This is a genomic window from Amycolatopsis tolypomycina (assembly GCF_900105945.1).
GTDB lineage: Bacteria > Actinomycetota > Actinomycetes > Mycobacteriales > Pseudonocardiaceae > Amycolatopsis > Amycolatopsis tolypomycina.
On sequence record NZ_FNSO01000001.1, the window covers coordinates 142,976 to 161,815 of the forward strand.

17 protein-coding genes are annotated in these 18,840 nt (G+C 68.4%); 13 read left to right on the plus strand and 4 right to left on the minus strand.

The features are described from left to right. The first annotated feature begins 2 nt into the window (after positions 1-2). The 13 genes from BLW76_RS00805 (at position 3) to BLW76_RS00865 (ending at position 15,586) form a co-directional block, all read left to right on the plus strand. A complete protein-coding gene (locus BLW76_RS00805; RefSeq protein ID WP_091303918.1) occupies positions 3-752 on the plus strand; it encodes an NADH-quinone oxidoreductase subunit C in 750 nt (249 codons plus the stop codon). Continuing rightward, positions 749-2,128 (plus strand): NADH-quinone oxidoreductase subunit D, encoded by a 1,380-nt coding sequence (locus tag BLW76_RS00810; RefSeq protein WP_091303919.1) that lies wholly within the window; start codon positions 749-751, stop codon positions 2,126-2,128. Before BLW76_RS00805 ends, BLW76_RS00810 begins: the two co-directional genes overlap by 4 nt. Further along, complete coding sequence (gene nuoE / locus BLW76_RS00815; RefSeq protein WP_091303920.1) at positions 2,125-2,982, plus strand: NADH-quinone oxidoreductase subunit NuoE; 858 nt, start codon at positions 2,125-2,127, stop codon at positions 2,980-2,982. The genes BLW76_RS00810 and nuoE overlap by 4 nt, the downstream gene beginning before the upstream one ends. Next, a complete protein-coding gene (gene nuoF / locus BLW76_RS00820) occupies positions 2,982-4,262 on the plus strand; it encodes an NADH-quinone oxidoreductase subunit NuoF (protein ID WP_091303921.1) in 1,281 nt (426 codons plus the stop codon). The genes nuoE and nuoF overlap by 1 nt, the downstream gene beginning before the upstream one ends. Continuing rightward, positions 4,259-6,730, plus strand: a complete 2,472-nt coding sequence (locus tag BLW76_RS00825) for an NADH-quinone oxidoreductase subunit G (RefSeq protein WP_091303922.1) — start codon at positions 4,259-4,261, stop codon at positions 6,728-6,730. The genes nuoF and BLW76_RS00825 overlap by 4 nt, the downstream gene beginning before the upstream one ends. Continuing rightward, positions 6,727-8,076 (plus strand): NADH-quinone oxidoreductase subunit NuoH, encoded by a 1,350-nt coding sequence (gene nuoH / locus BLW76_RS00830; protein ID WP_091303923.1) that lies wholly within the window; start codon positions 6,727-6,729, stop codon positions 8,074-8,076. The genes BLW76_RS00825 and nuoH overlap by 4 nt, the downstream gene beginning before the upstream one ends. Then, positions 8,063-8,587 carry an NADH-quinone oxidoreductase subunit NuoI gene (gene nuoI, locus BLW76_RS00835; protein ID WP_091303924.1) on the plus strand — a complete coding sequence of 175 codons (525 nt, stop codon included), beginning with the start codon at positions 8,063-8,065 and terminating at the stop codon, positions 8,585-8,587. Before nuoH ends, nuoI begins: the two co-directional genes overlap by 14 nt. Beyond that, complete coding sequence (locus tag BLW76_RS00840) at positions 8,584-9,444, plus strand: NADH-quinone oxidoreductase subunit J (RefSeq protein ID WP_091303925.1); 861 nt, start codon at positions 8,584-8,586, stop codon at positions 9,442-9,444. Before nuoI ends, BLW76_RS00840 begins: the two co-directional genes overlap by 4 nt. Beyond that, positions 9,441-9,740 (plus strand): NADH-quinone oxidoreductase subunit NuoK, encoded by a 300-nt coding sequence (nuoK, locus tag BLW76_RS00845; protein ID WP_091303926.1) that lies wholly within the window; start codon positions 9,441-9,443, stop codon positions 9,738-9,740. The genes BLW76_RS00840 and nuoK overlap by 4 nt, the downstream gene beginning before the upstream one ends. An 11-nt stretch (positions 9,741-9,751) precedes the next feature. Further along, positions 9,752-11,653, plus strand: a complete 1,902-nt coding sequence (gene nuoL / locus BLW76_RS00850; RefSeq protein ID WP_091303927.1) for an NADH-quinone oxidoreductase subunit L — start codon at positions 9,752-9,754, stop codon at positions 11,651-11,653. Next, complete coding sequence (locus tag BLW76_RS00855) at positions 11,653-13,203, plus strand: NADH-quinone oxidoreductase subunit M (protein WP_091303928.1); 1,551 nt, start codon at positions 11,653-11,655, stop codon at positions 13,201-13,203. Before nuoL ends, BLW76_RS00855 begins: the two co-directional genes overlap by 1 nt. Before the next feature lie 2 nt (positions 13,204-13,205). Beyond that, on the plus strand, positions 13,206-14,777 hold the full coding sequence (gene nuoN / locus BLW76_RS00860; RefSeq protein WP_091303929.1) for an NADH-quinone oxidoreductase subunit NuoN: 1,572 nt from the start codon (positions 13,206-13,208) through the stop codon (positions 14,775-14,777). 221 nt (positions 14,778-14,998) lie between these two features. Further along, a complete protein-coding gene (locus BLW76_RS00865; RefSeq protein WP_244169996.1) occupies positions 14,999-15,586 on the plus strand; it encodes a DUF5753 domain-containing protein in 588 nt (195 codons plus the stop codon). Positions 15,587-15,596: 10 nt separating this feature from the next. On the opposite strand, the gene BLW76_RS00870 is transcribed toward BLW76_RS00865, so the two are convergent. The 4 genes from BLW76_RS00870 to BLW76_RS00885 are packed head-to-tail and all read right to left on the minus strand — an operon-like array spanning position 15,597 to position 18,683. Then, positions 15,597-16,349 (minus strand): ESX secretion-associated protein EspG, encoded by a 753-nt coding sequence (locus BLW76_RS00870; protein ID WP_244169997.1) that lies wholly within the window; start codon positions 16,347-16,349, stop codon positions 15,597-15,599. Positions 16,350-16,375: 26 nt separating this feature from the next. Beyond that, positions 16,376-17,650, minus strand: coding sequence for a PPE domain-containing protein (locus tag BLW76_RS00875; protein WP_091303931.1), 1,275 nt, complete (start codon positions 17,648-17,650; stop codon positions 16,376-16,378). Then, the gene (locus tag BLW76_RS00880; protein WP_091303932.1) at positions 17,650-18,258 is read right to left on the minus strand and encodes a DUF3558 domain-containing protein; all 609 of its coding nucleotides are present in this window, start codon (positions 18,256-18,258) and stop codon (positions 17,650-17,652) included. Before BLW76_RS00880 ends, BLW76_RS00875 begins: the two co-directional genes overlap by 1 nt. After that, positions 18,258-18,683 (minus strand): hypothetical protein, encoded by a 426-nt coding sequence (locus BLW76_RS00885; RefSeq protein ID WP_091303933.1) that lies wholly within the window; start codon positions 18,681-18,683, stop codon positions 18,258-18,260. Before BLW76_RS00885 ends, BLW76_RS00880 begins: the two co-directional genes overlap by 1 nt. Positions 18,684-18,840 lie beyond the last annotated feature (157 nt).

The following is an 18,840-nucleotide window of genomic DNA, read 5'->3' on the forward strand; positions in this document are numbered from 1 at the left end:
CGATGACTGAGAACCCCCAACCCGGCGAAGAGCAGTCGAGCGCCGAGCGAGCCGAAACCGGCCTGACGGCCAAGGGCCCGGGCGCGGCCGAAGCGGTCGTCACCGGCCGCGAACGCCGGGGCATGTTCGGCGTCCAGGGCTCCGGCGACACCTCCGGCTACGGCGGCGTCCGGCTCCCGGCGTACAGCCCGGCGCCGGCCGAGCGCCCGTACGGCGGCTGGTTCGACCAGTTCGCCGACGAGTTCTACGCCGCGCTGGCCGAGCGCAAGATCCCCGCCGAGGCGATCCTGCAGACGACGGTCGACCGCGGCGAGATCACCTTCTACGTCGCCCGCGAGCACCTGCCCGCCATCGCGCAGACCCTGCGCGACGACGGCGGTCTCCGGTTCGAGCTGCTGTCGTCGGTGTCCGGTGTGGACTACGGCGTCGACGTCCCGCAGCGGCTGCACGCGGTCTACCACTTCACGTCGCTGACCTACCGGCGCCGGATCCGCCTCGAGGTCACCCTCGACGTCGAGGACGCGCACGTGCCGTCGCTGGTCGGGATCTACCCGACCGCCGACTGGCAGGAGCGCGAGACCTGGGACATGTTCGGGATCGTCTTCGACGGCCACCCGGCGCTGACCCGGATCCTCATGCCGGACGACTGGGACGGCCACCCCCAGCGCAAGGACTACCCGCTCGGCGGGATCCCGGTCGAATACAAGGGCGCGGAGATCCCGCCGCCGGACCAGCGGAGGTCTTACTCGTGAGCACCGAGAACCTGTCGGACGTCACGACCGGCACCAGCACGACCGAAGCCGGCAGCGACAGCACGGACAACGCGAACTACGCCGACTCCCGCGACACCACCGAAGGCCGCGTCTACACGGTCTCCGGCGGCGACTGGGACGACGTCATCGCCGACGCCCAGCACGACGAGCGCATGGTCATCAACATGGGCCCGCAGCACCCGTCGACGCACGGCGTGCTCCGGCTCGTGCTGGAGATGGAGGGCGAGACCGTCACGCAGCTGCGGTCGGTCATCGGCTACCTGCACACCGGCATCGAGAAGAACTGCGAGTACCGGACCTGGACCCAGGGCGTCACCTTCGTGACGCGCATGGACTACCTGGCCCCGCTGTCGACGGAGATGGCGTACTGCCTCGGCGTCGAGAAGCTGCTCGGCATCGAGGCCCCGCGCCGCGCGCAGCTGCTGCGCGTGATGCTGCTGGAGATCAACCGGATCGGCTCGCACCTGGTCTACATCGCCACCGGCGGCATGGAGCTCGGCGCCACCACCGCGATGACGCTCGGCTTCCGCGAGCGCGAAGAGGTGCTGCACCTGCTGGAGCACCTGACCGGCCTGCGGATGAACCACGCGTTCATCCGCCCCGGCGGCCTCGCGCAGGACATGCCGGCCGACTACGTCGAGGTCGTCAAGGCGTTCCTCAAGACGATGAAGGAACGCCTTCCGCTGTACGACAAGCTCTTCACCGGCCAGCCGATCTGGCGCAACCGGCTCAAGGGCGTCGGGTACCTGCCGGTCGACGCGTGCCTCGCGCTCGGCGTCACCGGCCCGGTGCTGCGGTCCGCGGGCCTCCCGTGGGACCTGCGCAAGACCGAGCCGTACTCCTGCTACGACGAGTTCGAGTTCGACGTGCCGGTCGACAACGGTGCCGACTGCTGGTCGCGCTACCTGATCCGGGTGCACGAGATGCACGAGAGCCTCAAGATCATCGAGCAGTGCCTCGAGAAGCTCGAGCCGGGCCCGGTCATGGTCGAGGACAAGAAGATCGCGTGGCCCGCGCAGCTGTCCATCGGCAGCGACGGCATGGGCAACTCGCTCGAGCACGTCAAGAAGATCATGGGCCAGTCGATGGAGTCCCTGATCCACCACTTCAAGCTGGTCACCGAGGGCTTCAAGGTCCCGCCGGGCCAGGTCTACGCGCCGGTCGAGTCACCGCGCGGCGAGCTGGGCGTGCACCTGGTCTCCGACGGCGGCACCCGGCCGCTGCGGGTCCACGTGCGCGAACCGAGCTTCGTGAACCTGCAGTCGATGCCCGCCATGGCCGAGGGCGGCCTGGTCGCCGACGTGATCGCCGCCATCGCCTCGATCGACCCCGTCATGGGGGGAGTGGACCGATGACCACAGCAGTTCCCGAGCCGGGCCCGAACTACTCCGCGACGACGCACGCCGCGGCCGGGCCCGACACCGACGCCGTCGCCATCGCGCCGGACCCCGAAGTGGCGGCCGGGATCATCACCGAGACGCCGCTCGAGGACATCTTCGACGCGGACATCCACGCCAAGGCGCAGGACCTGATCGCGCGCTACCCGATGTCCCGCTCGGCACTGCTGCCGATGCTGCACCTCGTGCAGTCGGTGCAGGGCTACGTCAGCCAGGAGGGCATCGCGTTCTGCGCGAAGCAGCTCGACCTGTCCGACGCCGAGGTCAGCGCGGTCGCGACGTTCTACACGATGTACAAGCGCCGCCCGTGCGGCGAGCACCTCGTGAGCGTCTGCACCAACACGCTGTGCGCGGCGATGGGCGGCGACGCGATCTACAAGAAGCTCCAGACGCACCTTGGCTCCGAGGAGAACCCGCTGGGGCACAACGAGACCGCGGGCACGCCGAACGAGCCGGGCTCGATCACCCTCGAGCACGCCGAGTGCCTCGCGGCCTGCGACCTCGCGCCGGTCATCCAGGTCAACTACGAGTACTTCGACAACCAGACCGAGGACAAGGCCGTCGCGCTGGTCGACGCGCTGCAGGCGGGCAAGAAGCCGGCCCCGACGCGCGGTGCCCCGCTGACGAACTTCAAGGGCGCCGAACTGCAGCTCGCCGGGTTCTTCCCGGAGGACGAGCGGACCTACCGCAAGGACGTCGACGGCCCGTCGCAGGCCGTCGAGACGCTGCGGGGCGCGAAGCTCGCGCAGGAGCGCGGCTGGGTCGCCCCGGTGGCCTCCGATGTGCCGTTGCCAGAAGTGGAGAAGAAGTAATGGCCGATCCCATTACCCCGGTCCTCACGAAGCGCTGGCTGTCGCCGAACTCCTGGACGATCGGGCAGTACGAAGCACTCGAGGGCTACACGGCGATCCGCAAGGCACTGGCCGGGACGCCGGAGCAGCTCGTCCAGCTGATCAAGGACTCGGGGCTGCGCGGCCGCGGCGGCGCGGGCTTCCCGGCCGGCATCAAGTGGTCGTTCATGCCGCCGAACTTCGACAAGCCGCACTACCTGGTGATCAATGCCGACGAGGGCGAACCCGGTACCTGCAAGGACATCCCGCTGATGATGGCGGACCCGCACTCGCTGATCGAGGGCTGCATCATCGCCTCGTACGCGATGCGGTCCAACCACTGCTTCATCTACGTCCGCGGGGAAGCGCTGCACTGCATCCGCCGGCTCAACGCGGCCGTGCGCGAAGCCGAAGCGGCGGGTTACCTGGGCGAGAACATCCTCGGCTCCGGCTTCGACCTCAAGATCACCGTCCACGCCGGTGCGGGCGCGTACATCTGCGGCGAGGAGACGGCGCTGCTCGACTCGCTCGAAGGCCGTCGCGGCCAGCCGCGGCTCAAGCCGCCGTTCCCGGCCGCCGCGGGTCTCTACGCCGCGCCGACCACGGTGAACAACGTCGAGACGATCGCCAGCGCGCCCTACATCGTCAACGCCGGCTCCAGCTGGTTCCGCGAGATGGGCCGCGAGAAGTCGCCCGGCCCGAAGATCTACTCGATCTCCGGCCACGTCGAGAAGCCCGGCCAGTACGAGTGCCCGCTCGGCACGACACTGCGCGAGCTGCTGGACATGGCGGGCGGCATGAAGGACGGCATCCCGCTCAAGTTCTGGACCCCGGGCGGCTCGTCCACCCCGATGTTCACCGCCGAGCACCTCGACGTTCCCCTGGACTTCGAAGGCGCGGCGGAAGCCGGGTCGATGCTGGGCACCACCGCCGTCCAGGTCTTCAACGAGACCGTGTCGGTGCCGTGGGCCGTGATGAAGTGGACCCAGTTCTACGAGCACGAGTCCTGCGGCAAGTGCACGCCGTGCCGCGAAGGCACGTACTGGCTGGCGCAGATCCTCGAGCGCATGGTCGAGGGCCACGGCACCGAGGAGGACATCGACACCCTCCTCGACGTCTGCGACAACATCCTCGGCCGGTCGTTCTGCGCCCTCGGCGACGGCGCGGTGTCGCCGATCCAGAGCGGTATCAAGTACTTCCGCGAGGAATTCCTCGCTCTCTGTGAGAGCAACAAGCGCGAACTGGTGGGAGCGCAGGCATGACGATCGCCCCCGACAAGCCTGAGACGACCGAAACCCCGGTCCCCGAAGGCCACGTCAAGCTGGTCATCGACGGCGAAGAGGTCATCGCCCCCAAGGGCGAGCTCCTCATCCGCACGGCCGAACGCCTCGGCACGGTCATCCCGCGGTTCTGCGACCACCCGCTCCTCGACCCGGCGGGCGCCTGCCGCCAGTGCCTGGTCGAGGTCGAGATGGGCGGCAGGCCGATGCCGAAGCCGCAGGCGTCCTGCACGATGACCGTCGCCGACGGCATGGTCGTCAAGACGCAGCTGACGTCGCCGGTCGCGGACAAGGCGCAGCAGGGCGTGATGGAGCTGCTGCTCATCAACCACCCGCTGGACTGCCCGATCTGCGACAAGGGCGGCGAGTGCCCCCTGCAGAACCAGGCGCTGGCCCACGGCCGCACGGACTCCCGGTTCGTCGACACCAAGCGGACGTTCCCGAAGCCGCTGCCGATCTCCACGCAGGTGCTGCTGGACCGCGAACGCTGCGTGCTCTGCCAGCGCTGCACCCGGTTCTCCCGCGAGATCGCCGGCGACCCGTTCATCGAGCTCCTCGAACGCGGCGCCCACCAGCAGATCGGCACCGCGGAGACGGCGGACGTGCTCGACATGGCGTCGCGGACGACCAGCGGCCAGCCGTTCCAGTCGTACTTCTCCGGCAACGTCATCCAGATCTGCCCGGTCGGGGCTCTCACCAGCGCGGCCTACCGCTTCCGGTCGCGGCCGTTCGACCTGGTGTCCTCGCCGAGCGTCTGCGAGCACTGCTCGTCCGGCTGCGCCGAGCGCACCGACTTCCGGCGCGGCAAGGTCCAGCGCAAGCTGGCCGGCGACGACCCCGAGGTCAACGAAGAGTGGATCTGCGACAAGGGCCGGTTCGCCTTCCGCTACACCGGCGCCGAGGACCGCATCCGGCGCCCGCTGGTCCGCAACCGCGAGACCGGTGAGCTGGAAGAGGCGTCCTGGACCGACGCGCTGCGCATCGCCGCCGAAGGTCTCACCGCGGCGCGCGCGAACGGTGGCGTCGGCGTCCTGCCCGGTGGGCGGCTGACCGTCGAGGACGCCTACGCGTACTCGAAGTTCGCCCGCGTCGCCCTGCGCACCAACGACATCGACTTCCGCGCCCGCCCGCACTCGGCCGAGGAACTCGCGTTCCTCACCTCGCACGTCGTGGGCGTGACGCCGGAGTCCGGCGTCACCTTCGGCGAGCTCGAGCGGGCCCGCACGGTCCTGTGCGTCGCCTTCGAGCCCGAGGACGAAGCCCCGATCGTGTTCCTGCGGCTGCGCAAGGCGGCCCGCAAGAACCGCACCCGGGTCGTCCACTTGGGACAGTGGACGACGTCGTCGGTGCGCAAGACGTTCGGAGAGCTGCTCGCCTGCGTCCCCGGCCAGGAGGCCGCGGCCGTCGACGGCATCGCCAAGCACGCGCCGGACCTCGAGGAGGGCCTGCGCGGCGAGGGTGCGGTCGTCCTTGTCGGCGAGCGCGCCGCCGCGATCCCCGGCCTCTTCGCCGCCCTGCACGACCTGGTCGAGCGCACCGGCGTCCGGCTCGCGTGGATCCCGCGCCGCGCCGGCGACCGGGGCGCCCTGGAGGCCGGCTGCGTGCCGTCGCTGCTGCCCGGCGGCCGCCGGGTCGGTGACGACGCCGCCCGCGTCGCCGTCGAGAACGCCTGGGGCGTCCCGCTCCCGGCGACCCCGGGCCGCGACGCGACCGACATCCTGCTGGCCGCTTCGGCCGGCGAGCTCGGCGGCCTGGTCGTCGGCGGGGTCGACCCGTACGACCTGCCGGACCCGGCCCTCGCGCTGCGCGCGCTGGACAACGCCGGGTTCGTGGTCAGCCTGGAACTGCGGCTCAGCGCGGTGACCGAGCGCGCGGACGTGGTGCTCCCGGTGGCGGCGTCGGACGAGAAGTCCGGCAGCTACCTCAACTGGGAGGGCCGCACCCGCCCGTTCGACACGACGATCGAAGGCACCGGCGCCCTGCCCGACTGCCGGGTGCTCGACACCCTCGCCGTCGAGATGGACGCGGACCTGTTCACGCAGACGCCGGCCGCCGCGCGCGGTGACTTCGAGAAGCTCGGCCCGGCCTCGGCACTGCGGTGGAGCCACGTGGCCGCCGAAGTCGCGCCGCCCGCGACGCCGGGTGACGGCCAGGCGATCCTGTCGACCTGGCGCCAGCTGATCGACAACGGTTCCCTGCAGGACGGCGAGCCGCACCTCAAGGGCACCCAGCGCACGCCGGTCGCGCGGCTGTCCGCGAAGACCGCCGAGGAGCTGGGCACCACCGTGCGGGTCAGCACCGAACGCGGTGCGATCACGCTGCCGGTGGAGATCGCCGACCTGCCCGACGGCGTCGTGTGGCTGCCGGGCAACTCCGACGGCTCCGCCGTGTTCAAGACGCTCGGTGCCGGCCACGGCGCCGTGGTGAACCTCGCTGGAGGTGGGCAATGACCCCGCTGCTGACCGAAGCAGCCGTCGGCAGCGTGCCGGACGCGGCGACGCGGGCGGCGCTGCTGGCCGACGACCCGCTGTGGCTGATCCTGCTCAAGTGCGTGGTCATCCTGCTGATCGGGCCGATCATGACGATCTTCCTGATCGTCTGGGAGCGCAAGGCCGTCGGCCGGATGCAAAACCGGCCCGGCCCCAACCGGGTCGGCCCGGGCGGCTACCTGCAGTCCCTGGCGGACGCGATCAAGCTGCCGTTCAAGGAACAGATCATCCCGGACACCGCCGACCGCAAGGTGTACTTCCTCGCCCCGGTCATGTGCGTGGTGCCGTCGCTGATCGCGCTGTCGGCCATCCCGTTCGGGCCGGTCGTGTCGATCTTCGGCGAGCGGACCGTGCTCCAGCTGCTCGACCTGCCGGTCAGCGCGCTGGTGATCCTGGCCTGCTCCTCGATCGGCGTCTACGGCATCGTGCTCGCCGGCTGGTCGTCCGGCTCGCCGTACCCGCTGCTCGGCGGCATGCGCTCCGCGGCGCAGGTGATCTCCTACGAGATCGCGATGGGCCTCTCGATCGTCGCGGTGATCCTGCAGGCCGGGTCGCTGAACCTGGCCGACATCGTCAGCAAGCAGCAGCCGGTGTGGTTCCTCTACCTGGTCCCGAGCTTCGTGATCTACCTGATCTCGATGGTCGGCGAGACCAACCGCGCGCCGTTCGACCTCCCGGAGGCCGAGTCGGAGCTGGTCGGCGGCTTCCACACCGAGTACAGCTCGATGAAGTTCGCGATGTTCTTCCTCGCCGAGTACGTCAACATGGTGATCGTCTCGGCGTTCGCGACGACGTTGTTCCTCGGTGGCTGGATGGCCCCGTGGCCGCTGTCGCTGATCGGGAACAACGTCCTCAACACCGGCTGGTGGCCGGTGCTGTGGTTCTTCGCGAAGATGTTCGTCCTGCTCTTCGGGTTCATCTGGCTGCGCGGCACGCTGCCCCGTCTGCGCTACGACCAGTTCATGCGCCTGGGCTGGAAGGTCCTGGTCCCGCTGAACCTGGTCTGGATCATCATGGTGACCTTCGCGAAGGTGATCACCTGGAACACCGCGACCATCATCATCGCCGCGGTCGCGATCTTCATCGTCGTCGCGCTGTTCTTCTACGTCCGCGCCGCGAGCCGTGAAGAGGAGAGCGAGTCGATCCCGGTGACCGGTGGCGGTTTCCCGGTTCCGCCGCTGGACCTCAAGGTCCCGCAGACCACCCCGCGTCAGAAGGCCTTGGCCAAGGCCGAGGCGAAGGCGGCCCGCCGCAAGCCGGCGGCCGTCGGTACCGCAAAGGAAGGGGCACAAGATGGGGTTTCTTGATCCCGTCAAGGGCTTCGGCGTCACCTTCGGGATGATGTTCAAGAAGGTCGCCACCGAGGAGTACCCGGAGGCTGGCGCGCCCGCCGCCCCGCGTTACCACGGCCGGCACCAGCTGAACCGCCACCCGGACGGCCTCGAGAAGTGCGTCGGCTGCGAGCTGTGCGCGTGGGCGTGCCCGGCGGACGCGATCTTCGTCGAGGGCGGTGACAACACCGAGGAAGCCCGGTACTCGCCGGGCGAGCGGTACGGCGCGGACTACCAGATCAACTACCTGCGCTGCATCGGCTGCGGCCTCTGCATCGAGGCGTGCCCGACCCGGTCGCTGACGATGATCAACTTCTACGAGCTGGCCGACGACGACCGCCAGCGGCTGATCTACACGAAGGAAGACCTGCTCGCCCCGCTGCTGCCCGGCATGGAGCAGCCGCCGCACCCGATGCGGCTCGGCGAAAACGAGCAGGACTACTACGTGAACGGCCCCGAGCTGGCGCGCGGGGAGGCTTCGAAGTGATCACTGCACTTCTGGCCCAGGCGCCCAACGCGTCGGCGGGTGTGTCCACCGGGGAAGCCATCGCGTTCTGGATCCTCGGCCCGCTCTCGCTGCTCGGCGCGCTCGGCATGATCTTCTCCCGCAACGCCGTCCACTCGGCGCTGTGGCTGGTGCTGACCATGCTGAGCCTGGGCGCGCTGTACATGATCCAGTCGGCGCCGTTCCTCGGCTTCACGCAGATCATCGTCTACACCGGCGCGATCATGATGCTGTTCCTGTTCGTGCTGATGCTGGTCGGCCGCGAGAGCTCCGACTCGGTCGTCGAAGTCCTGCGCGGCCAGCGGCTGGCCGCGACGGTGCTCGGCATCGGGATGGCCGCGCTGCTGGCCACCGGCATCTACCGGGCGCTGGAGAACGTCACGCCGGCGATCCCGCTGGACTCGACGACGTCGGCGGGCGGCGGTCCCAAGGGCCTCGGCAAGCTGATCTTCACCGACTACCTGTTCCCGTTCGAGCTGACGTCGGCGCTGCTCATCACCGCCGCGATCGGCGCGATGGTGCTGGCCTTCACCGACCGGCACGCCAAGGGCGGGAAGCTGTCGCAGAAGGAACTCGTGCTCCTGCGTTTCCGCGGCGAGCACGACCGGCCGTCGCCGCTGCCCGGCCCGGGTGTCTTCGCCACCGCCAACTCGGTGGCCACCCCGGCGCTGCTGCCGGACGGCTCGGTCGCCCCGGAGTCGCTGTCGGCGATCATCGAGTCCACCTCGGCGATCGAGCTGGCGAAGGAACGCAAGCTCGTCGCGGACGACGTCGAACACCCGGACGCGCACGCGCTGGTCGGCTCGGACGCGGCGGAAACCAAGGGGGAGAAGGAATGACCCCGACGTACTACCTGCTGCTGTCGGCGCTGCTGTTCGCGCTCGGCGCGGTCGGCGTGCTGGTGCGGCGCAACGCGATCGTCGTGTTCATGTGCATCGAGCTGATGCTCAACGCGGTGAACCTGTCGCTGGTCACCTTCGCCCGGATCAACGGCGGGCTCGACGGCCAGGTCATGGCGTTCTTCGTCATGGTCGTCGCGGCCGCCGAGGTCGTGGTCGGCCTGGCGATCATCATGGCCATCTTCCGCACCCGGCGCTCGGCCTCGGTCGACGACACCAACCTGCTGAAGTACTAGGAGACCCCCGAGTGACCGCATCATCGTGGCTGCTGGTGGCCCTGCCTGGTCTCGGCGCGTTGATCCTGCTGCTGGCAGGGAAGCGCGCCAAGGCGTGGGGGCATCTGCTCGGCTGTGCCACCGTCACCCTGGCATTCATCTACGGCGTCATCCTGTTCTTCACCGCCGACACGTCGTCCACTGTGGACACCAAGCTGTACTCGTGGATCCCGGCCGGCGCGCTGCAGATCGACTTCGGGCTCCGGATCGACGCGCTGTCGCTGACGTTCGTGCTGCTCATCACCGGCGTCGGCATGCTGATCCACTTCTACTCGATCGGCTACATGGCCGACGACGAGGGCCGGTACCGCTTCTTCGCGTACCTCAACCTCTTCGTCGCCTCGATGCTGGTCCTGGTGCTGGGCAACAGCTTCGTGACGCTCTACATGGGCTGGGAGGGCGTGGGTCTCGCGTCCTATCTGCTCATCGGCTGGTACCAGGGCCGCCCGTCCGCCGCGACCGCGGCGAAGAAGGCGTTCCTGATGAACCGCGTCGGGGACGTCGGGCTCGCGCTGGCGATCTTCATCATGTTCAAGTACGCGGGCTCGACCGGCTACGCCGAGGTCTTCAAGGCGGTCGGCGACGGCAAGTTCTCGACCGGCGCGATCACCGCGATGGCGATCCTGCTCCTGCTGGGTGCCTGCGGTAAGTCCGGCCAGTTCCCGCTGCAGGCGTGGCTCCCGGACGCGATGGAGGGCCCGACCCCGGTGTCGGCCCTCATCCACGCGGCGACGATGGTCACCGCGGGCGTCTACCTGGTGGCCCGCTCGAAGGACATCTTCAACGCCACCGAGGACGGCAGGCTGATCGTCACCCTGGTCGGCACGGTGACGCTGCTGCTCGGGTGCATCATCGGCTGCGCGTACGACGACATCAAGAAGGTCCTCGCGTACTCGACGGTCAGCCAGATCGGCTACATGATGCTCGCCGTCGGCCTCGGGCCGATCGCGTACGCGCTGGGCATCATGCACCTGGTCGCGCACGGCTTCTTCAAGGCCGGGCTGTTCCTCGGGGCCGGGTCGGTCATGCACGGCATGAACGACGAGGTCGACATGCGGAAGTTCGGCGGCCTGCGCAAGCACATGCCGATCACCTTCATCACCTTCGGCCTCGGCTACCTGGCCCTGATCGGCATCCCGCCGCTGTCGGGCTTCTTCACCAAGGACGCGATCATCGAAGCGGCGTTCAGCCAGGGCGGCTGGCGCGGCTGGGTGATGGGCGGCGCCGCGCTGCTGGGCGCCGGGCTCACCGCGTTCTACATGACGCGCCTGATGATGATGACGTTCTTCGGCAAGGAGCGCTGGAAGGACATCAAGAGCTCCGACGGCCGTGACTTCCACCCGCACGAGTCCAAGGCGATCATGTGGGTCCCGATGGCGATCCTGGCGGTCGGCTCGGTCGGCGCCGGTGCCTTCTTCGCACTCGGTGAGCGCTTCGCCCACTGGCTGACCCCGTCGGTCGGCGAGCTGGAGGAGGTCCACCACTCGCCGTTGAGTGCCGGGGTGATTTCCGCGGGCGCGATCGTGTTCTCCGTGCTCGGCGTGGTGATCGCGTACCTGATCTTCCGCCGTGACGTCCCGGTCGAGCAGCCCCAGCGGGTCTCGTTCGTCACCCGGGCCGCGCGCAAGGACCTGTACGGCAACGCCCTCAACGAGACGCTGGTCGCCCGCCCGGGCACCTGGCTCTCGCGGGCGCTGGTGTTCGTGGACAACCGCGGCGTCGACGGCGCGGTCAACGGCCTGGCCGCCTCGCTCGGCGGCGGGTCCGGCCGGCTGCGGCGGCTCCAGACCGGGTTCGTCCGGTCGTACGCGCTGTCGATGCTGGGCGGCACGTTCCTGCTTCTGGCGGCTCTCCTGCTGGTGAGGTTCTCCTGATGACCTGGTTGCTCATCCTCATCCTGGTGCCGCTGGCCGGCGCCCTGGTGCTGGCGTTCCTCAAGGGGAACGACCGCGCCGCGGTGCTGGCCGCGCTCGGGTTCTCGATCCTCGAGTTCCTGCTGGTGATCCCGTTCTGGCTCAGCTACAACGCGTCCGGGCCCCGCCTGCAGATGACGTCGAGCTTCGACTGGATCCCCAGCTTCGGCGTGCACATCGCGTTCGGCGTCGACGGCATCGCACTGATCATGATCGCGGTGATCGCGCTGCTGGTCCCGATCGTCGTCGGCGGCCTCGGCACGATGGACAAGCTGCCGGCCGGGCGCAGCGCGGGCGGGTTCCTGTCGCTGATCCTGCTGCAGGAGGCGCTCACGATCGGCGTGTTCGCCGCGACCGACGTCTTCCTGTTCTACGTGTTGTTCGAGATCATGCTGATCCCGATGTACTTCCTCATCGGCGGCTACGGCGGCGCGAACCGGCAGTACGCGGCGGTGAAGTTCTTCCTGTACTCGTTCCTCGGCGGCTTGATCATGCTGGCGTCGGCGATCGGGGCGTACTCGCTGGCGGCGGACAAGCTCGGCAAGGGCACGTTCGACTGGGCCACGCTGGTGACGGTGGTGCGCGACGCGCCGCTGTCCACGCAGATCTGGCTGTTCCTCGGGTTCTTCCTGGCCTTCGCGATCAAGGCGCCGCTGGTGCCGTTCCACACCTGGCTGCCGGACGCGGCGGGGGAGGCGCCGATCGGCGTCGCCGTCCTGCTGGTCGGCATCCTGGACAAGGTCGGCACGTTCGGCTTCCTGCGCTACTGCCTGCCGATGTTCCCGGACGCGAGCAAGGCGCTGGCGCCGCTGGTGCTGGTGCTCTCGGTGATCGGTGTCCTCTACGGCTCGATCCTCGCCGCGGGGCAGCGGGACATGAAGCGGTTCATCGCGTACGTGTCGATCGCCCACTTCGGCTTCATCTCGCTGGGCATCTTCGCGTTCAACGAGCAGGCGATGGTCGGCTCGGCGACGTACATGCTCAACCACAGCCTGGCGACCGGCATGCTGATCGTGGTGATCGGCCTGGTGATCGCGCGGGGCGGGTCTTCTCGCATTTCGGACTACGGCGGCATGGCGAAGGTGACGCCGTTGCTGGCGGGGCTGTTCCTGCTCGCCGGCCTGTCGACGCTTTCGCTGCCGGGCACCAACTCGTTCGTCTCCGAGTTCCTGGTGCTCATCGGGTCCTTTGTGGACCAGCCGGTGTACACGATCCTCGCCACGGTGGGCATGGTCCTGGCCGCGGCGTACGTCCTGTGGCTCTACCAGCGGGTCTTCCAGGGCCCGGTCCGCGGTGACGCCCTCGTGGGTGTCGGCGGCGGCCCGGGCACGGCGATCGCGCCGGAGCTGGGCGCCAAGAAGGCGATCCGCGACCTGTCCGGCCGGGAGATCGCGATCCTCGCGCCGCTGGTCGTGCTGATCATCGTTCTCGGCTTCTACCCGAAGCCGGTGCTCGACACAGTCACCCCGACGGTGCAGCAGACGCTGTCCGCGGTCCAGGGAGGCAAGTAAAAGTGCTCGACATCCTCCTGACCCAGGCACCGGAGCCGCCGGTGCAGGTGCCGTCGATCGACTACCCGGCGGTGCTGCCGGTGCTGATCGTCTTCGGCGCGGCGTGCGTCAGCGTGCTGGTCGAGGCGTTCGCGGCGAAGCGTTCGCGGTTCGGCATCCAGGTCGGCCTGAGCCTGGCGTCGATCGTCGCGGCCGGGGTCGCCCTCGTGGTGTACGCGACGGGCAGCGCGCCCGCGGGCGGCGTGACGACGTTCAGCGGCGCGATCTCGATCGACCGGCCGGCGCTGTTCCTCTGGGGCACGCTGCTGGCACTGGCGGTCGGCGCGGTGCTGCTGGTTTCGGACCGCGTGGTCGAGCCGGGCGGCGCGCTGGTCGCCCAGGCGAGCATCCGCCCGGGCACGGTCCAGGACCGCGCCCAGACGGCGACGGTGATGCAGACCGAGGTGTTCCCGCTGACGCTGTTCGCCCTCGGCGGCATGATGGCGTTCACCGCGGCGAACGACCTGCTGACGATGTTCATCGCGCTGGAGGTGCTGTCCCTCCCGCTGTACCTGATGTGCGGCCTCGCCCGCCGTCGCAGGTTGCTGTCCCAGGAAGCGGCGGTCAAGTACTTCCTTCTCGGAGCGTTCTCGTCGGCGTTCTTCCTGTACGGCCTGGCGCTGCTGTACGGCTACGCGAACTCGGTGAAGCTGGGCGACATCGCAGCCGCGGCTGCGGGCACGGACCGCTCGGACACGCTGCTGTTCGCAGGGCTCGGTCTCCTGGTGGTCGGCCTCCTGTTCAAGGGCTCGGTGGGCCCGTTCCACACGTGGACCCCGGACGTGTACCAGGGAGCGCCAACGCCGGTGACGGCGTTCATGGCGGCGTGCACGAAGGTCGCGGCGTTCGGCGGGATCCTCCGGGTGCTGTCGGTGGCGTTCTCGTCGACGTCATGGGAGTGGCGCGGAGTCCTCTGGGGCGTGGCGATCATTTCGATGGTGATCGGCGCGGTACTGGGCCTGACCCAGACGGACGTCAAGCGCATGGTGGCGTACTCGTCGATCGCCCACGCAGGCTTCTTGCTGGTCGGCGCGATCGCGATGACCCGCGACGGCCTGTCGAGCACGCTGTTTTACCTGCTGGCGTACGGCTTCACGACCCTGGCGGCGTTCGGCGTGATCAGCCTGGTGCGCGATTCGTCGGGCGAGGCCACGCACCTCTCGGCGTGGGCCGGGCTGGCGAAGCGGTCGCCGTTGCTGGCCGGGGTCTTCACGTTCTTGCTCTTGGCTCTGGCCGGGATCCCGTTGACATCGGGCTTCGTGGGCAAGTTCGTGGTGTTCTCGGCAGCGTTGTCGGACGGAATGGCACCGTTGGTGGTGGTGGCACTGGTCTTCAGCGCGGTGGCGGCGTTCTTCTACCTGCGAGTGATAGTCCTGATGTACTTCTCCGAGCCGGCGCCGGACGGACCGTCGGTGTCCGTCCCGGGCTTCGGCACGGGAACGGCGATCTTCCTCGGCACGGCGGTGACACTGGTGCTGGGCCTGGTGCCGGCGTTCGCGCTGGGGTGGGCCGGTTCGGGCGGGTTCGCTTTCTGAGGTCTTGTGTTCCGTGAAGGCCGCCTTGAGGGTTTCTCCTCAAGACGGCCTTCACAGCATTCGAGGTGTCCCGCTTCCCGGACAGGTTGTTCTCGCGGTCAGCTCTCCTCGAGCCGCTTCGGGCGTGCCAGGCTCGACGCCATGCCGAGGCCGAAGCCCAAACCGCAGGCGCGTGGTCTTGCCGAGGGTTGCGCGCCGAACGACGGGCCTGCAGGCTCGCGATGGTCGAAAAACTGCTCGAAATGTCGCGTGACGTCGATCGCCCGGCCTGGCTCGAGATACGACATGGTGAAGTGTCCGAGCAAGCCGGACTCCTGGCGCGGTACGAAGCGGAGGCGGTCGAGATCGTCGAGGCCGCCGTCAGCACGATCCCCGAGCTGCTGCAGACGCCGGGATACGCTCGCTCGGTGAGGGCGTCCTGCGGCGTAACGCCGGAGCGTCGGAAGGTCCTGAACGGCAAACGCCCGCCGAAGTTGCTGGCCTACCTCGACGAGGCGGCGCTCCACCGCGTGATCGGAAGCGCGAAGGTCATGGCGGACCAGCTGCGGCAGTTGGCCGTGCCGGCCGAACGCGCACCGGTCGAGGTCCGCGTCATCCCGTGGGGAGCGGGTGGACATGCCGCGCTGAACGGCGCCTTCGAGCTGCTCGACTTCGCCGACGGGCGCCCGCTGGTGTATCTCGAACAGCTCGGTTCCGGCCTGTTCCTCGACCAGCGCCGATGTTGGTCCCTACGTCCGCGCTATCGCCGCGCTGGACTCGGTCGCGCTCACCCCTGCGAAGTCGCTGCAGCTGATCGAGCACCTTGCTGAGCGGCACGAGTCAGTGGTCAAGGCCGGCCCGCAGCGCGGCGACCTTCTGAGCCATCAGCCCCGGCGCGCCGGGCAGCACGGTGATGTGCCGGTTGCCCGGTGAGCCGGTAAGCGTCATGGCGACGCGCCCGGAGTCGACGTCCAGGTAGCTCATCGAGTCACGGGTCATCGTCCGCGAACCGTCCGGGCTGCGCTTGGCGGCGTAGAACTGGCCGACGCCGTAGTGGGGCTGACCGAAAATCTCGTCGAGCTGCCGGGCGTCGCGGCTACGTGCCGGACTGCTGTCGTAAATGTCGTGCTCTTCTTCTCCGCGCCGGAACTCCTCCTGCGGAACGGAGAACGGTGTGAAGTGCGCCGGAGCGTACGGCGGCAGGTTGGCGATCAGCGCGTCCGCAGGGGAGTTGTCCGGCGAAACGGTCTTCAACCACACACGGTCGCCCTGGCACAGCGCGGTGACGGCGAACCGCCCTCGGCCGGCGACGAGCACCCCGAGCTGTTCCTTCATGTCGCGCGCGTAAGCGAAGTACTCGGTCGCCGGACGGTCGAGCAGGTGCAGGATCTCCTCGAATTCAGGGGTGAACCCGTCGCCCTGGGTGAGCCCGTACTGGCTCAGTTCTTCAAATGCTTCCCGATTCACCTGCTTCACCGAGGACGGCGGAATGTACCGCAGGCCACCGGCAAAAATCTGGTGCGGCTCGCCGCCCCCTGCCTGTCGCATCGCGGTCAGCAGAGTGTTCAGCGAAACTTCGATTTGTTCGCGCACCACGTTTCCTCCCCTTTGGTGTGGTGCTAGCGCTGCGCGCGCTTTTCGCCGATCACGGGTGGCATCGGCTTTTCGATGTCACCGCCGAAGGTGTCGTCCGGGTCGGGATTGCGGAGGTAAGCCGCAGCTTTTTTCTCCGTGTCCTCTTCCTTCTTGCCTTGTCCGGCGCCGACGGCGCCCATGGGCATCCCGCCGGCACCCCGTCCACCCGCGACACCAGGAGCGCCAGGACGTCCACCGGCGACGCTCGCGCCGGGCAGGCCACGCCCGGAGCCGGAGCCGGGCCCCATCCCGCGCGCACCCGGTTCGTTCACGGCACCGCTACCCGTGCCGCGGTAGCTGCCGGTACCCGAGCCAGGGCCGTAGCTGGTACCGGAGCCAGGGCCGTAGCCGGTCCCGGGTCCGAACTCGCCGCCACTGTACGGACCGGACCCGCCCGGCCCGAGCGAGTTGATCGGTTGCCCGGTCGGCCCGAACTGGTATCCGGTATTCGCGGCGGGCATGACCGGCTTGGGGACGTAGCTGTTCGCGTGAGTGCCGTCCGACGGAATCTCCGGCGGACGTCCGCCGATCTGGTTCTGCCCGGTCTGGCTTTGTCCCGTCTGGTTCTGCCCCGTCTGGTTCTGCCCGGTTCGGTCTTGCCCGGCTTGCGTGCCGGGCCGGTACTGAGACCGCTCCGGGATACCGGGCTGCCGGGTCTGCCGCTGGTTTTGTGTGTTGTTCCCGGTGTCGGTCGTCCGGCCCGTGGCCGGTGGCGTCCCGGTGTCCATCGTGATGGGGGCGCCGGAGCCGGACAGCTGGGCGTACTGGGCGGGCATCTGCGTGCCGTTGGTGGTGCTGGCGGAGTGGTAGACGCGGAAGGCGTCGATGTTGGCCTGGCTGTCAGCCTGCCATCCGGCGACCTTGGTCTGGTACAACTTGCCATCACCTGCGAAGGTGTCGTAGAGGTCACTGGCGGTGATATCAGGCGGTTGAGCAGCGACGGGCTTCACGGAGTTCTTGGCCGTGCCGAAAGCGCCGATCTGCGCTTCGACGGCGGTCTGCGCATTCTTGAGGTGAATGGCATCGTCCATCGCGGCTTGGATGAGCGGTGCTGTCGAGTCCGCGGCCGCACTGCCGGCGTCGCCTTGCCAGCCGCTCATGGTCTTGGCCCGAAGGGCGGAGATCCGCTCGGCCCGCTCGATCATCCGCTGGGTCAGGTGGTTAGTGCTCTCTTGGGTGTCGATCAGGGACTGAGTTCCCTTGCCACCGGTGATCTGTTCATAGATCTGCGCGGCGGTCAATGGTCCTTCGGTGACCATCAGTTCACCTTCCGAAGGTTGTCAAGCACCTTGGATACGACGTTGTGTGCAGCGGCGCAGGGGTCACTTTTGCCAATGTTCTTCTCTGACTGCGCGATGGCCACATCGATCACTTCTTGGTCGCTAGTTCCAAGGGCGATCGCGCAGCGACCATCGCTTCGCTCGTCGACCAGACCGTAGGCGACGGTCGGGTAGCCGTTGATCGATTCCATCGGTTGGAAGAAGGGAAATGTTGTGTTCCGTTTAGCGTAGATCGCAGTCAAACCGGCAGTGTTAGCTTTGATGTAGGTCACAGAGACGCTGGCTTGTGAGACTTCAGGGACATTCCAGCGGCAAGTTGGTCCGCTTTGCGCGTTGAGGTCCGGCGTGGATGTGGCTTCGGAGCCGAGGAGTTCTGCGATCTGTGCTCGCGTAAGTGTGTCGCAAGGCGCCTGCTTGAACCGAGCGGTGTCGATCGGATTCGTCACCTTCGGAACCCCGTCTGTTGAGCTTGCTGGTGGCGCCTGGCTCTGTGTGGTGCCTGCGGGTGCCGGCGTGCCTTTATTCGGGGTCGTACAGGCGGCAAGAGTCAGCAACGATGCGCTGATCAGGACGAGCGTGCGGCGCATCAGAGGCTGCCTCCGGTCTGTTTGATTTCTGTCGTGTGGGCATCTTCTGATGCGGCATATTTGCCGAGTGCGGCATCGAATTTGGCTGCCATGTTCCGGCAATACTTTTCGCGCTCCTTGAGCGTTGCAAGGAGCACGTTGCCCGATTTGCAGATTTGGTCAGCGTTGCTGCCGCTGGCGTACTCCAGTCCAGGACCGCCGGTTACGGCGATGGTCCGCGCCTCCCGCTGGTCGTCCTGGAACTCGTTCGCCAGCTCGTTCCAGTCGTTCATCAGTTCGCGAAGCGTCGCCTCGTCGTACTTGAAGCCCGGGCCGCTCGCCTCCGCCCCGGCGGGTGCCCCGTACGTCCCCGCGCGCTGGGTGACGGGCGTCAGTGGCGCCCGACGCGTGTTCGGATCGTAGACCGGCGGCTGGCTGTCAGGCATCGTCTTGCGCCCCTGTCGGCTCGTCGCGACCGGGTGTGACAGCGCTGAAGCGCCCCGAAGCCGTCGTCGTCACTGTGCTCTCCCCTTGGCTGCAGGGTGCTCCTGCCCCGGCACCCTGCGTAGTTCGACGCATCGGAGATTACCAGGGTTCCCGGCC